This is a genomic window from Massilia sp. (assembly GCF_046293535.1).
In the GTDB taxonomy this organism is placed as follows: domain Bacteria; phylum Pseudomonadota; class Gammaproteobacteria; order Burkholderiales; family Burkholderiaceae_D; genus Telluria.
Window position 1 is genome coordinate 25,001 of the sequence record NZ_JBKBOV010000004.1, and the last position, 17,602, is coordinate 42,602.

At 64.9% G+C, this 17,602-nt stretch carries 17 protein-coding genes; 13 read left to right on the top strand and 4 right to left on the bottom strand.

The window, feature by feature from the left end:
* Positions 1–1,059 (bottom strand): aminoglycoside phosphotransferase family protein, encoded by a 1,059-nt coding sequence (locus tag ACK4S9_RS03500; RefSeq protein WP_409721500.1) that lies wholly within the window; start codon positions 1,057–1,059, stop codon positions 1–3.
* A gap of 96 nt (positions 1,060–1,155) precedes the next feature.
* On the opposite strand from ACK4S9_RS03500, the gene ACK4S9_RS03505 reads away from it, so the two are divergent.
* The 5 genes from ACK4S9_RS03505 to ACK4S9_RS03525 all read left to right on the top strand — a co-directional run bounded on the left by ACK4S9_RS03505 (position 1,156) and on the right by ACK4S9_RS03525 (position 7,155).
* Entirely contained in the window at positions 1,156–3,435 is a 2,280-nt protein-coding gene (locus tag ACK4S9_RS03505; protein WP_409721502.1) for an LPS-assembly protein LptD, read from the top strand.
* A gap of 84 nt (positions 3,436–3,519) precedes the next feature.
* On the top strand, positions 3,520–4,902 hold the full coding sequence (locus ACK4S9_RS03510; protein ID WP_409721505.1) for a peptidylprolyl isomerase: 1,383 nt from the start codon (positions 3,520–3,522) through the stop codon (positions 4,900–4,902).
* A 9-nt stretch (positions 4,903–4,911) separates the two neighbouring features.
* Positions 4,912–5,961, top strand: a complete 1,050-nt coding sequence (pdxA, locus tag ACK4S9_RS03515; RefSeq protein ID WP_409721875.1) for a 4-hydroxythreonine-4-phosphate dehydrogenase PdxA — start codon at positions 4,912–4,914, stop codon at positions 5,959–5,961.
* Between the two features lie 23 nt (positions 5,962–5,984).
* Complete coding sequence (gene rsmA / locus ACK4S9_RS03520) at positions 5,985–6,755, top strand: 16S rRNA (adenine(1518)-N(6)/adenine(1519)-N(6))-dimethyltransferase RsmA (protein ID WP_409721508.1); 771 nt, start codon at positions 5,985–5,987, stop codon at positions 6,753–6,755.
* A gap of 226 nt (positions 6,756–6,981) precedes the next feature.
* Positions 6,982–7,155 (top strand): hypothetical protein, encoded by a 174-nt coding sequence (locus ACK4S9_RS03525; RefSeq protein WP_409721511.1) that lies wholly within the window; start codon positions 6,982–6,984, stop codon positions 7,153–7,155.
* Positions 7,156–7,337: 182 nt separating this feature from the next.
* Here the strand turns inward: ACK4S9_RS03525 and ACK4S9_RS03530 are convergent, their stop codons facing one another.
* Positions 7,338–7,988 (bottom strand): hypothetical protein, encoded by a 651-nt coding sequence (locus tag ACK4S9_RS03530; protein ID WP_409721513.1) that lies wholly within the window; start codon positions 7,986–7,988, stop codon positions 7,338–7,340.
* Positions 7,989–8,017: 29 nt separating this feature from the next.
* Complete coding sequence (locus ACK4S9_RS03535) at positions 8,018–8,608, bottom strand: hypothetical protein (protein WP_409721516.1); 591 nt, start codon at positions 8,606–8,608, stop codon at positions 8,018–8,020.
* Between the two features lie 244 nt (positions 8,609–8,852).
* On the opposite strand from ACK4S9_RS03535, the gene ACK4S9_RS03540 reads away from it, so the two are divergent.
* Together ACK4S9_RS03540 and hrcA are read left to right on the top strand one after the other, a co-directional pair.
* Positions 8,853–9,563 (top strand): HAD family hydrolase, encoded by a 711-nt coding sequence (locus ACK4S9_RS03540; RefSeq protein ID WP_409721519.1) that lies wholly within the window; start codon positions 8,853–8,855, stop codon positions 9,561–9,563.
* Between the two features lie 38 nt (positions 9,564–9,601).
* Positions 9,602–10,618: a heat-inducible transcriptional repressor HrcA gene (gene hrcA / locus ACK4S9_RS03545; RefSeq protein WP_409721522.1), complete on the top strand. Its 1,017-nt coding sequence runs from the start codon at positions 9,602–9,604 to the stop codon at positions 10,616–10,618.
* A 106-nt stretch (positions 10,619–10,724) separates the two neighbouring features.
* Here the strand turns inward: hrcA and fur are convergent, their stop codons facing one another.
* The gene (fur, locus tag ACK4S9_RS03550) at positions 10,725–11,153 is read right to left on the bottom strand and encodes a ferric iron uptake transcriptional regulator (protein ID WP_409721524.1); all 429 of its coding nucleotides are present in this window, start codon (positions 11,151–11,153) and stop codon (positions 10,725–10,727) included.
* 78 nt (positions 11,154–11,231) lie between these two features.
* Between fur and ACK4S9_RS03555 the strand changes: the two genes are divergently transcribed.
* The 6 genes from ACK4S9_RS03555 (at position 11,232) to holA (ending at position 17,455) form a co-directional block, all read left to right on the top strand.
* Entirely contained in the window at positions 11,232–11,843 is a 612-nt protein-coding gene (locus tag ACK4S9_RS03555) for an outer membrane protein assembly factor BamE (RefSeq protein WP_409721526.1), read from the top strand.
* Positions 11,840–12,652, top strand: a complete 813-nt coding sequence (gene dapB / locus ACK4S9_RS03560; RefSeq protein WP_409721529.1) for a 4-hydroxy-tetrahydrodipicolinate reductase — start codon at positions 11,840–11,842, stop codon at positions 12,650–12,652. Before ACK4S9_RS03555 ends, dapB begins: the two co-directional genes overlap by 4 nt.
* 2 nt (positions 12,653–12,654) lie before the next feature.
* Positions 12,655–12,981, top strand: coding sequence for a barstar family protein (locus tag ACK4S9_RS03565; protein WP_409721532.1), 327 nt, complete (start codon positions 12,655–12,657; stop codon positions 12,979–12,981).
* A 283-nt stretch (positions 12,982–13,264) separates the two neighbouring features.
* The gene (leuS, locus tag ACK4S9_RS03570) at positions 13,265–15,907 is read left to right on the top strand and encodes a leucine--tRNA ligase (RefSeq protein WP_409721534.1); all 2,643 of its coding nucleotides are present in this window, start codon (positions 13,265–13,267) and stop codon (positions 15,905–15,907) included.
* Positions 15,908–15,911: 4 nt separating this feature from the next.
* The gene (gene lptE, locus ACK4S9_RS03575; RefSeq protein WP_409721537.1) at positions 15,912–16,418 is read left to right on the top strand and encodes an LPS assembly lipoprotein LptE; all 507 of its coding nucleotides are present in this window, start codon (positions 15,912–15,914) and stop codon (positions 16,416–16,418) included.
* A 23-nt stretch (positions 16,419–16,441) separates the two neighbouring features.
* Positions 16,442–17,455, top strand: a complete 1,014-nt coding sequence (gene holA / locus ACK4S9_RS03580; protein WP_409721540.1) for a DNA polymerase III subunit delta — start codon at positions 16,442–16,444, stop codon at positions 17,453–17,455.
* Positions 17,456–17,602: the final 147 nt, after the last annotated feature.

The window sequence follows — 17,602 nt, forward strand, 5'->3', positions numbered from 1 at the left end:
TCAGAAGGTGTAGCCGACCTGCGGCGCCTTGTCCTCGAGCGAATCGAGCAGGCGCAGCAGCGGCTTCAGTTCGGTGTAGCGACCGGCGGTGCGGCGCACGTAATCCATGACGGTCGGCAGGTCGCCCATGTAGTTCGGCTTGCTGTCGCGGTAGTTCAGTCGGCAGAAGATGCCCAGGATCTTCAGGTGGCGCTGCAGGGCCATGAATTCGAAGTCGCGGTAGAAGGCGTCGATGTCCGGGTTCACCGGCAGGCCGACCCCCTTGGCGCTCTGCCAGTAGCGCACCACCCAGTCCAGCACGATCTCTTCGTCCCACTGGATGTAGGCGTCGCGCAGCAGCGACGCCAGGTCATAGGTGATCGGGCCGTAGACGGCGTCCTGGAAATCGAGCACGCCCGGGTTGCCCTGTTCGAGCCACATCAGGTTACGCGAATGGAAATCGCGGTGCATGTAGACCTGCTGCTGCGCCAGCACGTTGGCGGTGATCGCCTCGAACACCTTGTCGAGCGTGGCCTGCTGCTGCTCGCTCAGGTTCACACCGAGGTGGCGTTGGATATACCACTCCGGGAACAGGTTCATCTCGCGCAGCACGAAGGCGCGGTCGAATTCCGGCAGCTTGCCGGGCTCGCTGGCGAGCTGGAACTTGAGCAGGGCGTCGACCGCGCTCGAGTACATGAAAGCGGCATTGTCCGAATCCAGGCGCTGCAGGTAGGTGGTCACGCCAAGGTCGGACAGCAGCAGGTAGCCGCTCTCGACGGCTCTAGCGACGATCGCCGGCACCGTGACGCCGGCGTCCAGCAGGAGACCCTGCACGTGGATGAAGGCCGGCACGTTCTCGCGCTCGGGCGGGGCATCCATGGCCACCAGGGTCGCGCCCAGCTTGTCTTGCATGGCGGGGACCACGTCGTAGCGGAAATAACGACGGAAGCTGGCATCCGCGGACGCCGGGCGGCCGGTGTCGACTTCCACCAGGCCGGTCGAAGCCAGCCATTCGTTCAGCTGCTGCAGGCGTGCGTCCTTGTCAGCGGAAGTGGAAGAATTTTGATACAAAGAAGACATGAAGCAGCCTGGTGAATCGGGTTGATCGAAAGTATTCCCATATAATAAGGGATTCATTCCAAAAATACCGCCCTTTATGGCGCACGCAGATTCTCCATGAGCTGGTTTTCGGCCCACCCATTTCCCCCGCGACAGGCGCTCGCATTGTATGTACTGGCCAGTGCGGCCGCCGGCGTCGCGCTGCCGCTGCATGCACAGGACGTCGCTCCCGCGCCACAGTCGAGCTCAACCCGAGATGAGCAGGACCTCCCGATCACGATCCGCGCCGAAGAAATCAGCGGCCGGCCCGACCGCCAGATCAACCTCGAGCGCAATGTCGAACTGACACGTGGCCAGACCCGCCTGACCGCCGACACCGCCTGCTACCTGCGGGTCGAAGACCAGGTCACGGCCACCGGCAACGTCAACATGTGGCGCTTCGGCGACCGCTACAAGGGCGACGAGCTGCAGCTGAACCTGGAGACGGGCAAGGGCTACGTGCTGCGTCCCGAATACCGTTTGCAGCTGAATAACGCCCAGGGCAATGCCTCGCGCATCGACTTCCTCGGCGAGGACGTGGCGCTGGTGCGCGACGGCACCTATAGCACCTGCGAAGGGCCGGACCCGGACTGGTACCTCAAGTCGAGCACGCTGCGCCTGGACAGCGGCCGCGACGTCGGCCTGGCCGGCAAGACCGTCATTTATTTCAAGGACGTGCCGATCATCGGCACCCCGGCCCTGTCGTTCTCGCTGTCGGGCGCGCGCCGCTCCGGCTGGCTGGCGCCCACCGTGGGCTTCGGCTCCAAGGGCAAGGCCGAGGTCATGGTGCCGTATTACTTCAACATCGCTCCGAACCGCGATTTGACGCTCTACCCGCGCATGATGTTCGACCGCGGCCTGCAGCTCGGCGCCACCGGGCGTTACCTGGGCGTGACAAGCCTGGGCGCCTACAACGGCGAGACCCACGTCGAGGGCCTGCGCAAGGACCGCGAGACCGGCGAAGACCGCTGGCGCGTCGATTCGGTGCATACCCAGGCCCTCGGCCCCGGCTGGTCCTACGGCTGGAACCTGCATGGCGCCTCGGACGACGAATACCCGAGCGACTTCTCGCGCACCGTGGCCGCCAGCGCCGAGCGCCAGCTGCTGCGCGAAGTGCGCACCGACTACGTCGGCCAGTTCTGGAACCTCTCCGCGCGCGCCCAGAACTACCAGGTGCTGCAAGACCCGGCCGCGGTCGACGACCCGAGGCTGACGGTGCCGCGCCCCTACGACCGCCTGCCGCAGATTAACTTCCACGCCGGCCGCTACGACGTCAAGGGCTTCGACTGGGCGGTGGATGCCGAGGCGGTGAGCTTCTGGCACCCGGACCTGTTGCGCGGCAACCGCGCCGTGGCCGTGGCCCAGGTCAGCTATCCGATCGTGCGCCCGGGCTGGTTCGTCACGCCGAAAGTCATCAGCCACCACACCAAGTACGACCTGGACCGCGCCAACGGCTATACCGGCCCGACCAAGCTGTCGCGCAGCCTGAACACCTTCTCGCTCGACAGCGGCCTGGTGTTCGAGCGCGAGGCCTCGCTGTTCGGCAGGGGCGTCACCCAGACCCTGGAGCCACGCCTGTTCTACGTGCGCACGCCGTACAAGGACCAGAGCCTGTTCCCGAACTTCGATACCGGCCGCGCGGGCTTCAACTACGCCCAGCTGTTCAGCGAGAACCGCTACGTCGGGCTGGACCGGGTATCGGACGCCAACCAGCTGACCGCCGCAGTGGTCTCGCGCTACATCCAGAGCGACGGCGCCGAGCGCCTGCGCCTGGCCTTCGGCCAGCGCATCTACTTCGACGAGCCGCGCGTGCGCCTGCCGGGCGAGCCGGTGCACCAGAGCCGCTCGGACGTGCTGCTGGCGGCTTCGGGCCGCATTTCCGAGACCTGGAGCTTCGACAGCGGCGTACAATACGACGCCACCGGCAGCAACCTGTACAGCTCGAACCTGAGCACGCAGTGGCGCCCGGCCCCGATGAAGGTCCTGAACGCCGAATACCGCTACCAGCGCGGCAGCTTCCGCAACGTCGACCTGTCGGGGCAGTGGCCGCTGTCCTCGCGCTGGTACGGCGTCGGGCGCGTGAGCTACGCGCTGCGCTCCTACTCCGTGGGCAGCCTGGAGCCGGGCAAGGGCAAGCTGCTCGAGAGCCTGATCGGCCTGGAATACAAGGCCGATTGCTGGGTGTTCCGTTTCGGCGCGCAGCGCTTCGTGACCGCGGCGCAGACCACCTCGACGCCGATCTTCTTCCAGCTCGAGCTCAACGGATTGTCGCGCCTCGGTTCGGGCAACCCGCTCGAGGCCTTCAACAAGGCCGTGCCGGGCTACCAGCAGCTGTCGACCAATGTGGGGCGGCCCTGAAATTTAAGGACGCTTTAACCGCCGTGGAGTACACTACTCGGCTGGCAATTGAATGATTCTTCACCCTGAATGAGTGCTTTCCAGATGACGCGTTCCACCCGTTTGCACACTATTAAGCTCGCCGCAGCCCTGCTGTGCGCGCTGACCGCGGGCCAGGTCCTGGCCCAAGACACGGCGCCGGCCGCCAAGCCGGGCAGCGGTTTCCTGCCGCCGGCGTCGAGCAGCGCCAAGGTGCTCGACTCGATCCACGTCGTGGTCAATGACGAAGTGATCACGAAAAACGAGGTGAACAACCGCGTGGCCCAGACCGCGCAGAACCTGCGCGCGCGCAACGTGCAGCTGCCGGACCAGTCCACCCTGGAGCGCCAGGTGGTGGAAGCGATGATCGTCGAGCGCGCCCAGCTGCAGCTGGCCAAGGAAATGGGCGTGCGCGTGGACGACCGCAGGCTCGACGCCACCATCGCCCGCATCGCCGAGAACCAGAAGATGTCGGTGCAGGAGATGCGCAACCAGATGGAGAAAGAGGGCCTGCCGTTCGGACAGTTCCGTGAAGACATCCGCAACGAGATCATGATGCAGCAGTTGCGCGAGCACGAGGTCGACTCCAAGATCCAGGTGTCGGAAGCAGAGATCGACACCTACCTCGCCGCCTCCAAGGCCGCCGCCGCCGATCGCGTCGAGATGAACCTGGCGCAGATCCTGGTGGCGGTGCCCGAGAACGCCTCGCCCGAGCAGATCGCGGCGCGCCGCGCACGCGCCGAGGAAGTGGCGCGCCAGTTGCGCACCGGCGCCGATTTCGCCAAGATGGCGGCGACCTATTCCGACGCGCCCGACGCCCTGAAGGGCGGCGAGATCGGCTGGCGCGATCCGGACCGCCTGCCGGAAATCTTCGCGACCCAGCTGCGCAAGCTCAAGCCGGGCCAGATGACCCCGATCATCAAGACCAACGTCGGCTTCCACATCCTCAGGATGGCGGACCAGCGCAGCCTGGCCGACGCCCTCGCGCCCGAGGACGCCGTGGTCCAGCAGACCCGCGTCAGCCACATCCTCATGAAGCCGACGCCGACCATGAGCGCGGCCGAGGTCAAGAAGAAGCTGCTCGAGCTGAAGGAAAAGATCGTCAACAAGACCGCCACCTTCGAAGACCTGGCGCGCCAGAACAGCCAGGAACCGGGCAGCGCGGCCAAGGGCGGCGACCTGGGCTGGCTGGAGCCGGGCGACGCCGGTCCGGAATTCGACCAGGCACTGTCGACCCTGAAGCCGGGCGAGGTCTCGGACGTCATCGAGTCGCCGTTCGGCTTCCACATCCTGCGCGTCACCGAGCGCAAGACCGAAGACCAGAGCAAGCAGCGCGAACGCAACAATGCACGCCAGGTCCTGCGCGAGCGCAAGATGCAGGAAGCGCTGGAAGACTGGATGCGCCAGGTGCGCGACCGCGCCTACGTCGAGTTCCGCGAGGAGCAGTAAGCCATGACGATGCCGAACGGACGCCGGCCAACCCTCGCGGTCACGGTCGGCGAGCCGGCCGGCATCGGTCCCGAGATCTCGATCCGCGCGGCCTGGGCGCTGCGCGAATCCGCCAACTGCGTGCTGGTCGGCGACGCCGCCTTCCTGGCGCTCACCGCCAGCCTGATCGATCCCGCCATCCGCCTGTCGGCCCTGTCGATCCAGGCCCTGCGCAACGGCGGCCTGCCGCACTTCGGCAAGGACCGCCTGGCCGTGATCGACGTGCCGCTCGAAGCCCACGTCGTCCCGGGCCAACTGAATGCGGAGAACGGGCGCGCCGTGCTGGCCACCTTGGACCTCGCGATCGAAGGCGCCCTGTGCGGCTGGTTCGACGGCATCGTCACCGCGCCGCTCCAGAAAAGCACGATCAACGACGCCGGCGTGGCCTTTTCCGGCCATACCGAATACCTGGCCGAGAAGACCAACACGCCGAAGGTCGTGATGATGCTGGCAGGGCAGCCCGCCGCGGCAGGGGGAAATGAGCAGCCTTACCTGCGGGTGGCGCTGGCCACCACCCATTTGCCGCTGAAGGACGTCCCGGCGGCGCTGACGCCGGAGAACCTGGCACAGACCATCGACATCGTCGACGCGGACCTGAAGAACAAGTTCGGCATCGCCGCGCCGCGCATCCTGGTCACCGGCCTGAACCCGCACGCGGGCGAGAACGGCTACCTGGGGCGCGAAGAGATCGAGGTCATCACGCCGGTGCTGGAGCAAAGCAGGGCGCGCGGCATCGACGCGCGCGGTCCCTATCCGGCCGACACCCTGTTCCAGCCGAAGTACCTCTCAGGGGCCGACTGCGTGCTGGCGATGTACCACGACCAGGGCCTGCCGGTGCTCAAGCACGCCACCTTCGGGCGCGGCATCAACGTCACGCTCGGCCTGCCGATCGTGCGCACCTCGGTCGACCACGGCACCGCGCTCGACCTGGCGGCCCAGGGCCTGGGCCTGGCCGACTGCGGCAGCATGGAGGAGGCGATCCGCGCCGCCATGCAGATGGCGGCATCGAGCCGCCGCTGAACGAACACCATTACTGGAACACCATGAGCAAACACGTAGCACGCAAGCGCTTCGGCCAGAACTTCCTGACCGACAAACTCGTCCTGGACAACATCATCGACGCCATCGGCCCGCAGCGCGGCCAGGCGATGGTCGAGATCGGGCCGGGCCTGGCCGCCATGACCGCGCTGCTGCTCAAGTCGCTTGACCACATGCACGTCGTCGAGCTGGACCGCGACCTGGTGGCGCGCCTGGAAAAGGCCTACCCGCGCGAGAAGCTCACCGTGCACTCGGGCGACGCGCTGAAGTTCGATTTCGGATCGATCCCGTGCTTGGCGGGGCAGAAGCTGCGCATCGTCGGCAACCTGCCGTACAACATCTCGAGCCCGCTGCTGTTCCATCTGGCCGAGTTCGCGCCGCTGGTCGAGGACCAGCATTTCATGCTGCAGAAGGAAGTGGTCGAGCGCATGGTAGCCGAGCCGGGCACCAAGGCCTACAGCCGCCTGTCGGTGATGCTGCAGTGGCGCTACGACATGGACCTGCTGTTCATCGTCCCGCCGACCGCCTTCGACCCGCCGCCCCAGGTCGACTCGGCGATCGTGCGCATGATCCCCAAGCGCGAGAAGCTGGACGTGGATGGCGCCACGCTGGAAAAGGTGGTCGCCAAGGCCTTCTCGCAGCGCCGCAAGGTGATCCGCAACTGCGTGGCGGGCATGTTCACCGAGGCGCAACTGGTCGAGGCCGGCATCGATCCGGGCGCGCGGCCGGAAGCGGTGGGCCTGGAGCAGTACGTGGCGCTGGCAAACCTGCTTTGATCTCCCTGCGCGGGGCGGCCCTTGCCGCCCTGCGAAACGCCACCGAATGCTGCTCTGCATTGCACTGCACAAGGACAGCGCATCCCGTTTTTCGTCCCTTCATCCGCCGATTCCTGCAGTCCATCGCACTCCCATGGAAGCCGCGGGAGGCCTTGGCTAAAGTGCTCCCATCGACAAGCCGCACGACACACGAAGCGGCCAAGCAACTCACCGAAGGGAGCACACAATGAACGTCCTCAAGCACATGGAAGCCATCTTCCTCGTCACCCTGGTCCTCGCCGGCGTCAGCAGCTATGCGCAGGCCGCCACCAGCCGCGCCGCCGATGCCTACAACGCCCAGGTCGCGGTCGGGGCCTCGCAGGTCGCCGTGGTGAAAGTCACGGCCAAGCGTCCGGCCTGATTCCCGGCGCCCCGTTTGCCCCTGTGGCGAAAGGACGGGCGAAAAAAAAGCCCGCTGGGTAGCGGGCTTGAAATCCAATTCTTTTCTGAGGAGAGTTGGAGGAGACAGGAGTTAGTATGCTGCATCACAGCATATAAGTCCAATTTTCCTTTCACATATTCGACATAAGTTTTTCGAATATCTCAGGACTGCACGCAGTTGACGTTGATGTTGGTGACATTCGCATCGCCCATGACGCCGGTCGGATTCTGGACCGTGCAAACGGCGCCCTTCGGCTGGGTCACGATGGTCACGCCATACGACTGGTTATACGGCACCTTGGCCGTCATCGTATAAGGGAAGGGCGCGCCGGTCGTGTTGGTCTCGGACGCGACGAGCAGCGTGCTGCCGGTCGTGCTGCCGTTGGTCAACACCAGGCCGGTATTGTCCTTGGTCAGGCCGGTGACGGTCCCGCCGATATCGTAGGCATTGATGAAGCACTCGAAACGCGCATTGATCACCGCCAGCTGTCCGGCCGTGCCGGCGGTGCTGTTCGGGGCGTACTGATAAATTTCGCAGGTCTGGTGCAGCGGCTGGGTCTTGACCCGGACGTCATAGGTGTCGCCGTACTCGAGCTTGTTCGGGAAGCTGAACGTGACCTCTTCGCCCGCCTTTGCCGGCGGCGCCACGTTGAGGTCGGAGGCGCCGTTATTGGTCAGTACCAGGCCCGAATAGACGAGGCCGGCAACCCTGCCGCCCACCGTGAAACTATCGTCGTCACCACCGCCACCACAGGATGCCAGGGCCACCGCCATTGCCAGCATGCTTGCCGGACGGATCAGGGAAAACTTCATGAAGCGTGCTCCAGGATATTCAGTGTTGATCAAGTACGCGGGCCGCAGTTCACGGTCACGTTGGTGATGGCGGCCTGGCCCACGGTGCCGCTGCCGTTGGCAACGGTGCAGGTCTGGTTGTCGGGCTGGGTCAGGACGGCGACGCCGTAGGGCGCGTCTTCGTTGACCTTGGCCATGGTGAAGGAGGTGGCGCCGGCGGGGACCGCGACGCGGTCGGAACCGTTGACCAGCACCAGGTTGTTGCCGGTCAGGCCATTCACCGTTCCCTTCAGCTCGTGCTGGCGGATCGTGCACTCGACATAGATGGTGTTGATGTCGATCGCGACCTTGCCTTTGCCGTTGGTAACCTTGCAGGTCTCGGCATTGCTCGGGAAACTCTTGGCCGTGACGTTGTAGTCGGAATCGGTTTCCACCATGTCGGGGAAATAGAATCGTCCGGAACCGTCGTTGGTCGGATTGATGACCAGGTCGGAGCCGCCATTGTTCTGCAGGACCAGGCCAGGCCTGGTCACGCCGGAAAACGAACCGCTGATAACCCGGTCCCCATCGCCACCGCCGCAGGCGGACAGCGCCAGCGCGCATGCCAGCGCAGCACCGGCACGCAGGTACGAACTCTTCATAATTTCTCCAAAAAATCTGACTGGTGAACGTGCAAAGCGTGTGCAAGTGAGCAGTGGACACGCGGGTGGACGACGTACGCCCACATTATATTAGCCCAACATTTTAGTCCATTTAACAAGCAGCTGGACGGTTTGCCTTTGTATCACGCTGTAACCGTGGGTAGCACGGGACAGTGCCCGTTTGCTTTCTACGGGCGTGCTCGCTATCCTTGGGCCAGGCATCCATCTTCCAAGCAAGCACACCATGATCCAGCGCCGCGCCTGGCCCAAAGCCGTATTGTTCGACCTCGACGACACCCTGTGGCCGATCGCCCCGGTGATCCTGGAGGCCGAGCAGATCCTGTTCGCCTGGCTGCGCGAGCATGCGCCGCGGGTGGCGCAGCAGTTCACCATCGAGACGCTGCGCCAGGCCAGGCTCGAGCTGCTGGCGCGCCAGCCGGAATTCCAGCTCGACCTGGGCGCCCTGCGCCGGGCCGGCCTGATCGCCGCCTTCGAGCAGGCCGGCGAGGATGCGAGCAAGGTGGAACTGGCGATGACCGAATTCTTCGCCGCCCGCAATGCCGTGATTCCCCATGACGACGTGCTGCCGGGCCTGCTGCGCCTGAAGGGCAGGGTGCGGATCGGCTCGGTCACCAATGGCAATGCCGATTTGCAGACGATCGGCCTGGCGCGCCATTTCGACGCCTCGGTCGCCGCCCCCACGTTCGGCGTCGCCAAGCCGGACCCGCGCATCTTCCTGGAGGCGTGCAATCTGCTGGGCGTGGCGCCGCAGGAGGCGGTGTACGTGGGCGACGACCTGTTGCTGGACGTCCAGGGTGCCCAGCGCGCCGGCTTGCGCGCCGTGTGGATGAACCGGATCGGCAAGCTCAACGACCTGCCCGGCCAGGTCCGCCCAGACCATGAGGTGAGCAGCCTGGACGGCCTGCTGGACTGGCTCAAGCGCGAGCACGCCTGAACTGGCGCCCCGCCCGCTATCGCGTGCATAATAAGAGCATGCAACTCGAACCCCGCGCCCAGACCCTGCTCAAAGCCCTCGTCGAGCGCTACATCGCCGACGGCCAGCCGGTCGGTTCGCGCGCGCTGTCGAAGATTTCCGGCCTCGACCTGTCGCCGGCCACGATCCGCAACATCATGGCCGACCTCGAGGAAATGGGCTACGTCGCCAGTCCGCACACCTCGGCCGGCCGCATTCCGACCCCGCGCGGCTACCGGCTGTTCGTCGACACCCTGCTCACCGTGCAGCACATCGACGAGCAGGCCGCCGCCGCCCAGAATATGCGCTTCCCGAGCCAGCAGCCCCAGAAGATCATCGCCAACGCGGCCCAGATGCTGTCTTCGCTGTCGCAGTTCGCCGGCGTGGTGCAGAGCCCGCGGCGCGAGTCGGTGTTCCAGCAGATCGAATTCCTGCGCCTGTCCGAGAAGCGCATCCTGCTGGTCATCGTCGATCCGCGCGGCGACGTCCAGAACCGCCTCTTGCACACCGAGGTCGATTACACGCCGGGCCAGCTGACGCAGTCGGCCAACTACCTGAACCAGAACTACGCGGGCCTGACCTTCGATGAGGTGCGCGCGCGCCTGAGCGGCGAACTGCGCCAGTTGCGCGACGACATGGGCCGGCTGATGCAGGTGGCGGTGGAGGCGGGCAGCGAGGCGATGTCCGAGGGCGACGACATGGTGATCGCGGGCGAGCGCAACCTGCTGTCGGTATCGGACTTGTCCTCGAACATGAGCTCACTGCGCCAGATGTTCGAGATGTTCGAGCAGAAGACCGGCCTGATGCAGCTGCTCGAGGTGTCGAGCAAGGCGGGCGGGGTGCAGATCTTCATCGGCGGCGAGTCGAAACTGGTGCCGATGGACGAAATGAGCGTGGTGACCGCGCCCTACGAAGTCAATGGGCGCATCGTCGGCACCCTGGGGGTGATCGGGCCGACGCGCATGGCCTACGAGCGCGTGATCCCGATCGTGGACATTACGGCCAAGCTGCTGTCGAACGCCCTGAGCCAGTCGTAGGGGTGTAAAAAAGCGGCCATGGCTGCGTTGCCTCGTCTCGCCGTACTACCCGTACTGTCTTCGACTCGGCGCCTTGCCCTGGCCGCTTTTTACACCCCTACCTGAATCAGTGGCGGTGCGGGCAGGCCGGCTTGACGCAATTGCCGTAGATCGCGAGCGAGTGCTCGGCGATCTTGAAGCCGCGTTCGACCGCGATCTTGTGCTGGCGCGCTTCGATTTCTTCGTCGAAGAATTCTTCCACGTGGCCGCAGTCGAGGCAGACGAGGTGGTCGTGGTGCGAACCGGCGTTGAGCTCGTAGATGGCCTTGCCGGTCTCGAAGTGGTTGCGGTTCAGCAGGCCGGCCTGTTCGAACTGGGTCAGCACGCGGTACACCGTGGCCAGGCCCACATCCATGTTGTCGGCAAGGAGGATTTTGTAGACATCTTCCGCCGTCAGGTGCCGAACGGAGCTGTTCTGGAAGATTTCCAGGATTTTCAGGCGTGGCAGCGTAGCCTTCAGGCCGCTGGCCTTCAGGTCGGTAGGGTTGTTACTCATGTTTGTTGCTCGTAGTTTGGCGGAGTGCTTTATGATATAGCGTTTTGGAGCTCCCGCTCAAACGTTTTGAGGTTACCTATGCGCGTCAAACAAGCCGTCATTCATCGCTATTCTGCCCGGGCAGCGCTCGCGGCCGGCCTCGCATGCACCCTGATGCTGTCCGGCTGCGCCTCCTGGCGCAACCAGACGCGTCCCGCGCCGCCGGTGAACACGGATCCGGCGGCTGTCGCCGTCGACGCGCAGAAGTCGGCGGACGCCGCCAATGCCGGCGCCCAGACCGTCCAGGCCACCAAGCTGCAGAAGTTCATGTGGGTGTTCTCGCCCTACCGTCCCGACATCCAGCAAGGTAACTTCGTCTCGCAGGAGATGCTGGAGCAGCTCAAGGTCGGCCAGACCCGCGACCAGGTGCGCTTCCTGCTCGGCACCCCGCTGCTGCAGGACGTCTTCCACCAGGACCGCTGGGACTACCCCTTCTACCTCGCGCGCGGCAACGGCGAGCTGACCACCAGCCGCGTCACCGTGTTCTTCAAGGACGACAAGGTCGAGCGCTTCGAAGGCGGCAACCTGCCGACCGAGCGCGAATACATCGACCGCATCGCCGGCCCGTCCAAGGTGAGCACCAAGGCCAAGTCCGAATCACGCCCGATGGAAGCGCCCAAGGTCGGCGGCGCGCCGGTGATCCAGCCATGAGCGCCCCGTTGAAAATCGCCGTCGCCGGCGCCAGCGGCCGCATGGGCCGCATGCTGGTCGAAGCCATCCAGGCAGCGCCGGACGCCGAACTGGCGGGCGCGCTCGACGTCCAGGGTTCGCCCTCGATCGGCATGGACGCCGGCGCCTTCGCCGGCCAGCTCACCGGCGTGATCATCCAGTGCGACCTGGCCGCGGCGCTGAAGAACGCCGACGTGCTGATCGACTTCACCCGCCCCGAAGGCACGCTGCGCCACGTGGAATTCTGCGCGGCCAACGGCGTGCAGCTGGTGATCGGCACCACCGGCTTCGACGATGCCGGCAAGGCCGCCATTCGGCTAGCGTCCGAAAAGGTCGGCATCGTGTTCGCCCCGAACATGAGCGTGGGCGTCAACGTCACCCTCAAGCTGCTGGAAATGGCGGCCAGAAGCTTCAACGAAGGCTACGACATCGAGATCGTCGAAGCGCACCACCGCCACAAGGTGGATGCGCCGAGCGGCACCGCCCTCAGGATGGGCGAGGTGATCGCCGGCGCGCTGGGGCGCGACCTGAAGGAATGCGCGGTCTACGGCCGCGAAGGCGTGACCGGCGAGCGGGATCCCTCGACCATCGGCTTCGCCACCGTGCGCGGCGGCGACGTGGTGGGCGACCACACGGTGATGTTCCTCGGCACAGGGGAGCGCATCGAGATCAGCCACAAGTCGAGCAGCCGCGTCACCTACGCCCACGGCGCCCTGCGCTCCGCGCGTTACCTGGCGGGCAAGCCGAACGGCCTGTTCGACATGCAGGACGTGCTGGGACTGAAGGCTTGACCATGGCAGTCGCGGAACTGAACGGCGCCGCCATCGTCGACGAAGCTTCCTTCCATCGCGAGTCCCGGCGCGCGTTCGGCTTCCCGGAGTCCTACGCCGACAGCATCGACGCCTGGGTCGACTGCATGAGCTACCTGCGCGACGAAGAGAACATGACCAAGTTCCGGCTCAAGCCGGATGAGGCGCTGGAGATCGTCGTCCTGGAAGCCGACCGGATGAAGGCCGCCGTGCCCGAACTGCTGGAGGAGATCGCCTTCTGCGTGGGCGGCATCAACGAGCGCTACGAGGATTACGGCGAGAAGCCGGCGCTGGAGCTGGTGCTGCGCTGATCATGCTGGGCTGACGCTGCCCTGATCGTCAGCCCGCACCCCCGAGACCGTCATTCCGGCGAAGGCCGGAATCCAATTTTGTTTGCCTTACCGTGGCTTATGCTTAGGCCAACACGGTGCGGCGAACTTGGATTCCCGCCCTCGCGGGAATGACGGTCTTTAGTTTTGTGGTGCTTTAAACAATGGCGGTCGATCTGTTGAGGCAACAACCCGACCTTTCGCCGCAGTGCAAAATGAAACAGTATAATGTTCTGTTCCACCCCTCATTACGTCTGCAGAAATCATGCAAGAAAAATATAGTCCAGCCGAAGTAGAACAGGCCGCCCAAGCCTACTGGAAGTCGATCGACGCCTATAAAGCCGTCGAACACGACCCGCGTTTCCCGAAAGGCAAATATTACGCCTGCTCGATGCTGCCTTACCCATCGGGCAAGCTGCACATGGGTCACGTGCGCAACTATACGATCAATGACGTGATGTACCGCTACCTGCGGATGAACGGCTACAACGTCCTGATGCCGATGGGCTGGGACGCCTTCGGCATGCCGGCCGAGAACGCGGCGATGGCGAACAACGTGCCGCCGGCCGAGTGGACCTACTCGAACATCGCGCACATGAAGAAGCAGATGGAATCGATGGGCCTGGCCATCGACTGGTCGCGCGAGATGACCGCCTGCAAGCCGGAATACTACAAGTGGAACCAGTGGATGTTCCTCAAGATGCTCGAGAAGGGCATCATCTACCAGAAGACCGGCACCGTGAACTGGGACCCGGTGGACCAGACCGTGCTGGCCAACGAACAGGTGGTGGACGGCCGCGGCTGGCGCTCGGGCGCGCTGATCGAGAAGCGCGAGATCCCGATGTACTACGTGCGCATCACCGAGTACGCGGACGAGCTGCTGGACTACGTCGACAACAAGCTGCCGGGCTGGCCGGAGCGCGTGCGCATCATGCAGGCCAACTGGATCGGCAAGTCGACCGGCGTGCGCTTCGCCTTCCCGCACCAGATCAAGGACGAATCGGGTGAGCTGATCAACGAGGGCAAGCTGTACGTCTTCACCACCCGCGCCGACACCATCATGGGCGTGACCTTCTGCGCCGTGGCGGCCGAGCACCCGCTGGCCCAGCACGCAGCACTAAACAACCCGGAACTGCAGGCCTTCATCGCCGAGTGCAAGCTGGGTTCCGTCATCGAAGCCGACATGGCGACGATGGAGAAAAAGGGCATGCCGACCGGCCTGACCGTGACCCACCCGGTGACGGGCGAGCAGTTGCCGGTCTGGGTCGGCAACTACGTCCTGATGACCTACGGCGACGGCGCCGTGATGGGTGTGCCGGGCCACGACGAGCGCGACTTCGGCTTCGCCAAGAAGTACGACCTGCCGATCAAGCAGGTCGTCGCCGTCGAAGGCCAGGAATTCTCGCTGGACGGCTGGCAGGAGTGGTACGGCGACAAGGAAGCCGGCCGCACCATCAACTCGGGCAAGTACGACGGGCTGGACTACATCGCCGCGGTCAACGCGGTGGCGGGCGACCTGGCCGCGCAGGGCCTGGGCGACAAGAAGGTGACCTTCCGCCTGCGCGACTGGGGCATCTCGCGCCAGCGCTACTGGGGCACCCCGATCCCGATGATCCACTGCGGCGACTGCGGCGCGGTGCCGGTGCCGGAAGCAGACCTGCCGGTCGTGCTGCCGGAACACCTGGTCCCGGACGGCACCGGCAACCCGCTGAACAAGGACGAAGCCTTCCTCAAGTGCGATTGCCCCAAGTGCGGTAAACCTGCGCGTCGCGAGACCGACACGATGGACACCTTCATCGATTCGTCCTGGTACTACATGCGCTATACCTCGCCGGGATCCAACGACAAGATGGTCGACGAGCGCAACGACTACTGGATGCCGATGGACCAGTACATCGGCGGCATCGAGCACGCCGTCATGCACCTGCTGTACGCGCGCTTCTGGACCAAGGTGATGCGCGACTTCGGCCTGCTGAAATTCGACGAGCCGTTTGTGAACCTGCTGACCCAGGGCATGGTGCTGAACGAGACCTACTACCGCGAGGACGCGTCCAGCAAGAAGACCTGGTTCAACCCGGCCGATGTCGAACTCACGTTCGACGACAAGGGCCGCCCGCAGAGCGCCGTTTTGAAATCGGATGGCCAGCCGGTCCAGATCGGCGGCACCGAGAAGATGTCGAAGTCGAAGAACAACGGCATTGACCCGCAGGCGCAGATCGAGCAGTACGGCGCCGACACCGCGCGCCTGTTCACCATGTTCGCCTCGCCGCCGGAGCAGACCCTGGAGTGGTCGAACAGCGGCGTGGAAGGCGCGAGCCGATTCCTGCGCCGTGTCTGGGCCTATGGCTACGCCCAGCGCGAGCGTATCGCCGCGGCCCTGAAAGGCCCGCAGCAAGGCTCGCTCGACGATGCCCAGAAGGCCCTGCGCCGCGAAGTGCACAAGGTGCTGCAGCAGGCCGACTACGACCTGAAGCGCATCCAGTACAACACCGTGGTGTCGGCCTGCATGAAGATGCTCAATACCCTGGAGTCGGCCAAGCTGGCCGAGGGTGTGGCGAGCGACGCCGTGATCGCAGAAGGCTTCTCGATCTTCCTGCGCCTGCTGAACCCGGTGGCGCCGCACATCACCCACGCGCTGTGGAGCGAGCTGGGCTATGCCGCAGTCTACGGCGACATCCTCAACGTGCAGTGGCCGGAAGTCGACCCGGCCGCACTGGAGCAGTCCGAGATCGAGCTGATGATCCAGGTGAACGGCAAGCTGCGCGGCTCGGTCAAAGTCCCGAAAGATGCGGACAAGGCGGCGATCGAAGCTGCCGCGCTGGCCGAGGAATCGGTGCAGAAATTCATCGAAGGCACGCCGAAGAAGGTCGTCGTCGTGCCGGGCAAACTCATCAACATCGTGGTGTAAACCGATGAAAACCATCGTGGTACGCACGCTCGCAGCGGTCCTGGTGGCCGCTACCCTCGCGGGTTGCGGCTTCCAGCTGCGCGGCTCGACCGGCCAGTACAACATGCCCTTCCAGAGCATCTACCTGGCCTTCCCCGAGACCTCGCCGCTGGGCACGGAGCTCAAGCGCAACTTGCGCGCGGGCGATTCCGTGCGCGTCGAGACCGACGCCTCCAAGGCGCAGGCCTTGTTCGACGTGCTGTCCGAATCGCGCGGCAAGTCCATCCTGTCGCTGAACAGCCTGGGCCGGGTGCGCGAGTACTCGCTGAGCTATACGCTGGTGTTCCGCGTGCGCGATGCCAACAACAAGGAACTGCTGGGACCGACCGAGATCACCCTGCGCCGCAACATCGCCTTCGATGAATCGCAGGTGCTGGCCAAGGAATCGGAAGAGCAGCTCCTGTACCGCGACATGCAGGCCGACCTGGTGCAGCAGATCCTGCGCCGCCTGGCGGCCATCAAACCGGTGTGAAGCTGACGCATTGAATCTTCATTATGCAACTGCGGCCTGAGGCTTTAGAGGGCCACCTGGCCAAGGGCCTGGCGCCCTTGTACGTGATCACCAGCGACGAGCACCTGCTCGCGCTGGAGGCGGCCGACCGCATCCGCAAGACCGCCCGCGCGCAAGGTTTTACCGAGCGCGACGTGCTCACGGTCGAGCGCAACTTCAAGTGGGGCGAACTGCTGGCGGCGAACCAGGCCATGTCCCTGTTCGGCGACAAGAAGCTGATCGAGCTGCGCATCCCGGGCGGCAAGCCGGGCAAGGACGGCAGCGCCGCCCTGCAGGCCTACGCCAAGGACCTCGGCCCCGACAACCTCACCCTCATCACCCTGCCCAAGCTGGACTGGCAAACCGCCAAGGCCTCGTGGGTGGCGGCGCTGCAGCAGGCGGCGGTCTACATCGAGATCTCGAACGTGGAACGCGCCCAATTGCCGGGCTGGATCGGCATGCGCTTGTCCAGCCAGGGGCAGAGCGCCGAGCGCCAGAGCCTGGATTTCATCGCCGACCGGGTCGAGGGCAACCTGCTGGCTGCGCACCAGGAAATCCAGAAACTCGGCCTGCTGTACGAGCCGGGCAAGCTGAGCTTCGAGCAGGTGCACGATGCCGTGCTGAACGTTGCGCGCTACGACGTGTTCAAGCTGTCCGAGGCGATGCTGGCGGGGGACCCGGCGCGCCTGGCGCGCATGCTCGACGGTTTGAAGGGCGAGGGCGAAGCCCTGCCGCTGGTTTTATGGGCCGTCAGTGAAGAAATCCGCACGCTGCTAAAATTGAAATCCGGGATGGCGCAGGGCCGCCCGCTGGGCGCGCTGCTGAAGGAATACCGCATCTGGGGTCCGCGCGAGCGCATGATGGAACCGGCGCTGCGGCGCGTGTCGATCGCCACGCTGGAAGCGGCGCTGCAGGAGGCGGCGCAGGTGGACCGGATGGTCAAGGGCTTGCGCGCGAAGGCGTTTGCGGGCGATGCATGGGATGCCATGCTGCAGCTGGCGCTGCGGGTCGCGCGGTAATTTTGCCCGGCTGTTCCTGGGCCGGTTGAACGCGTGGGCGGGAGACCCGCCCACCCTACAGGTCGCGGTTTTCGTAGGGTGACGGGGTAATTTCGGGCAATGCCCGGAATTACAAACGCCCACGCGTCCAAATCACGTTTGATTTGC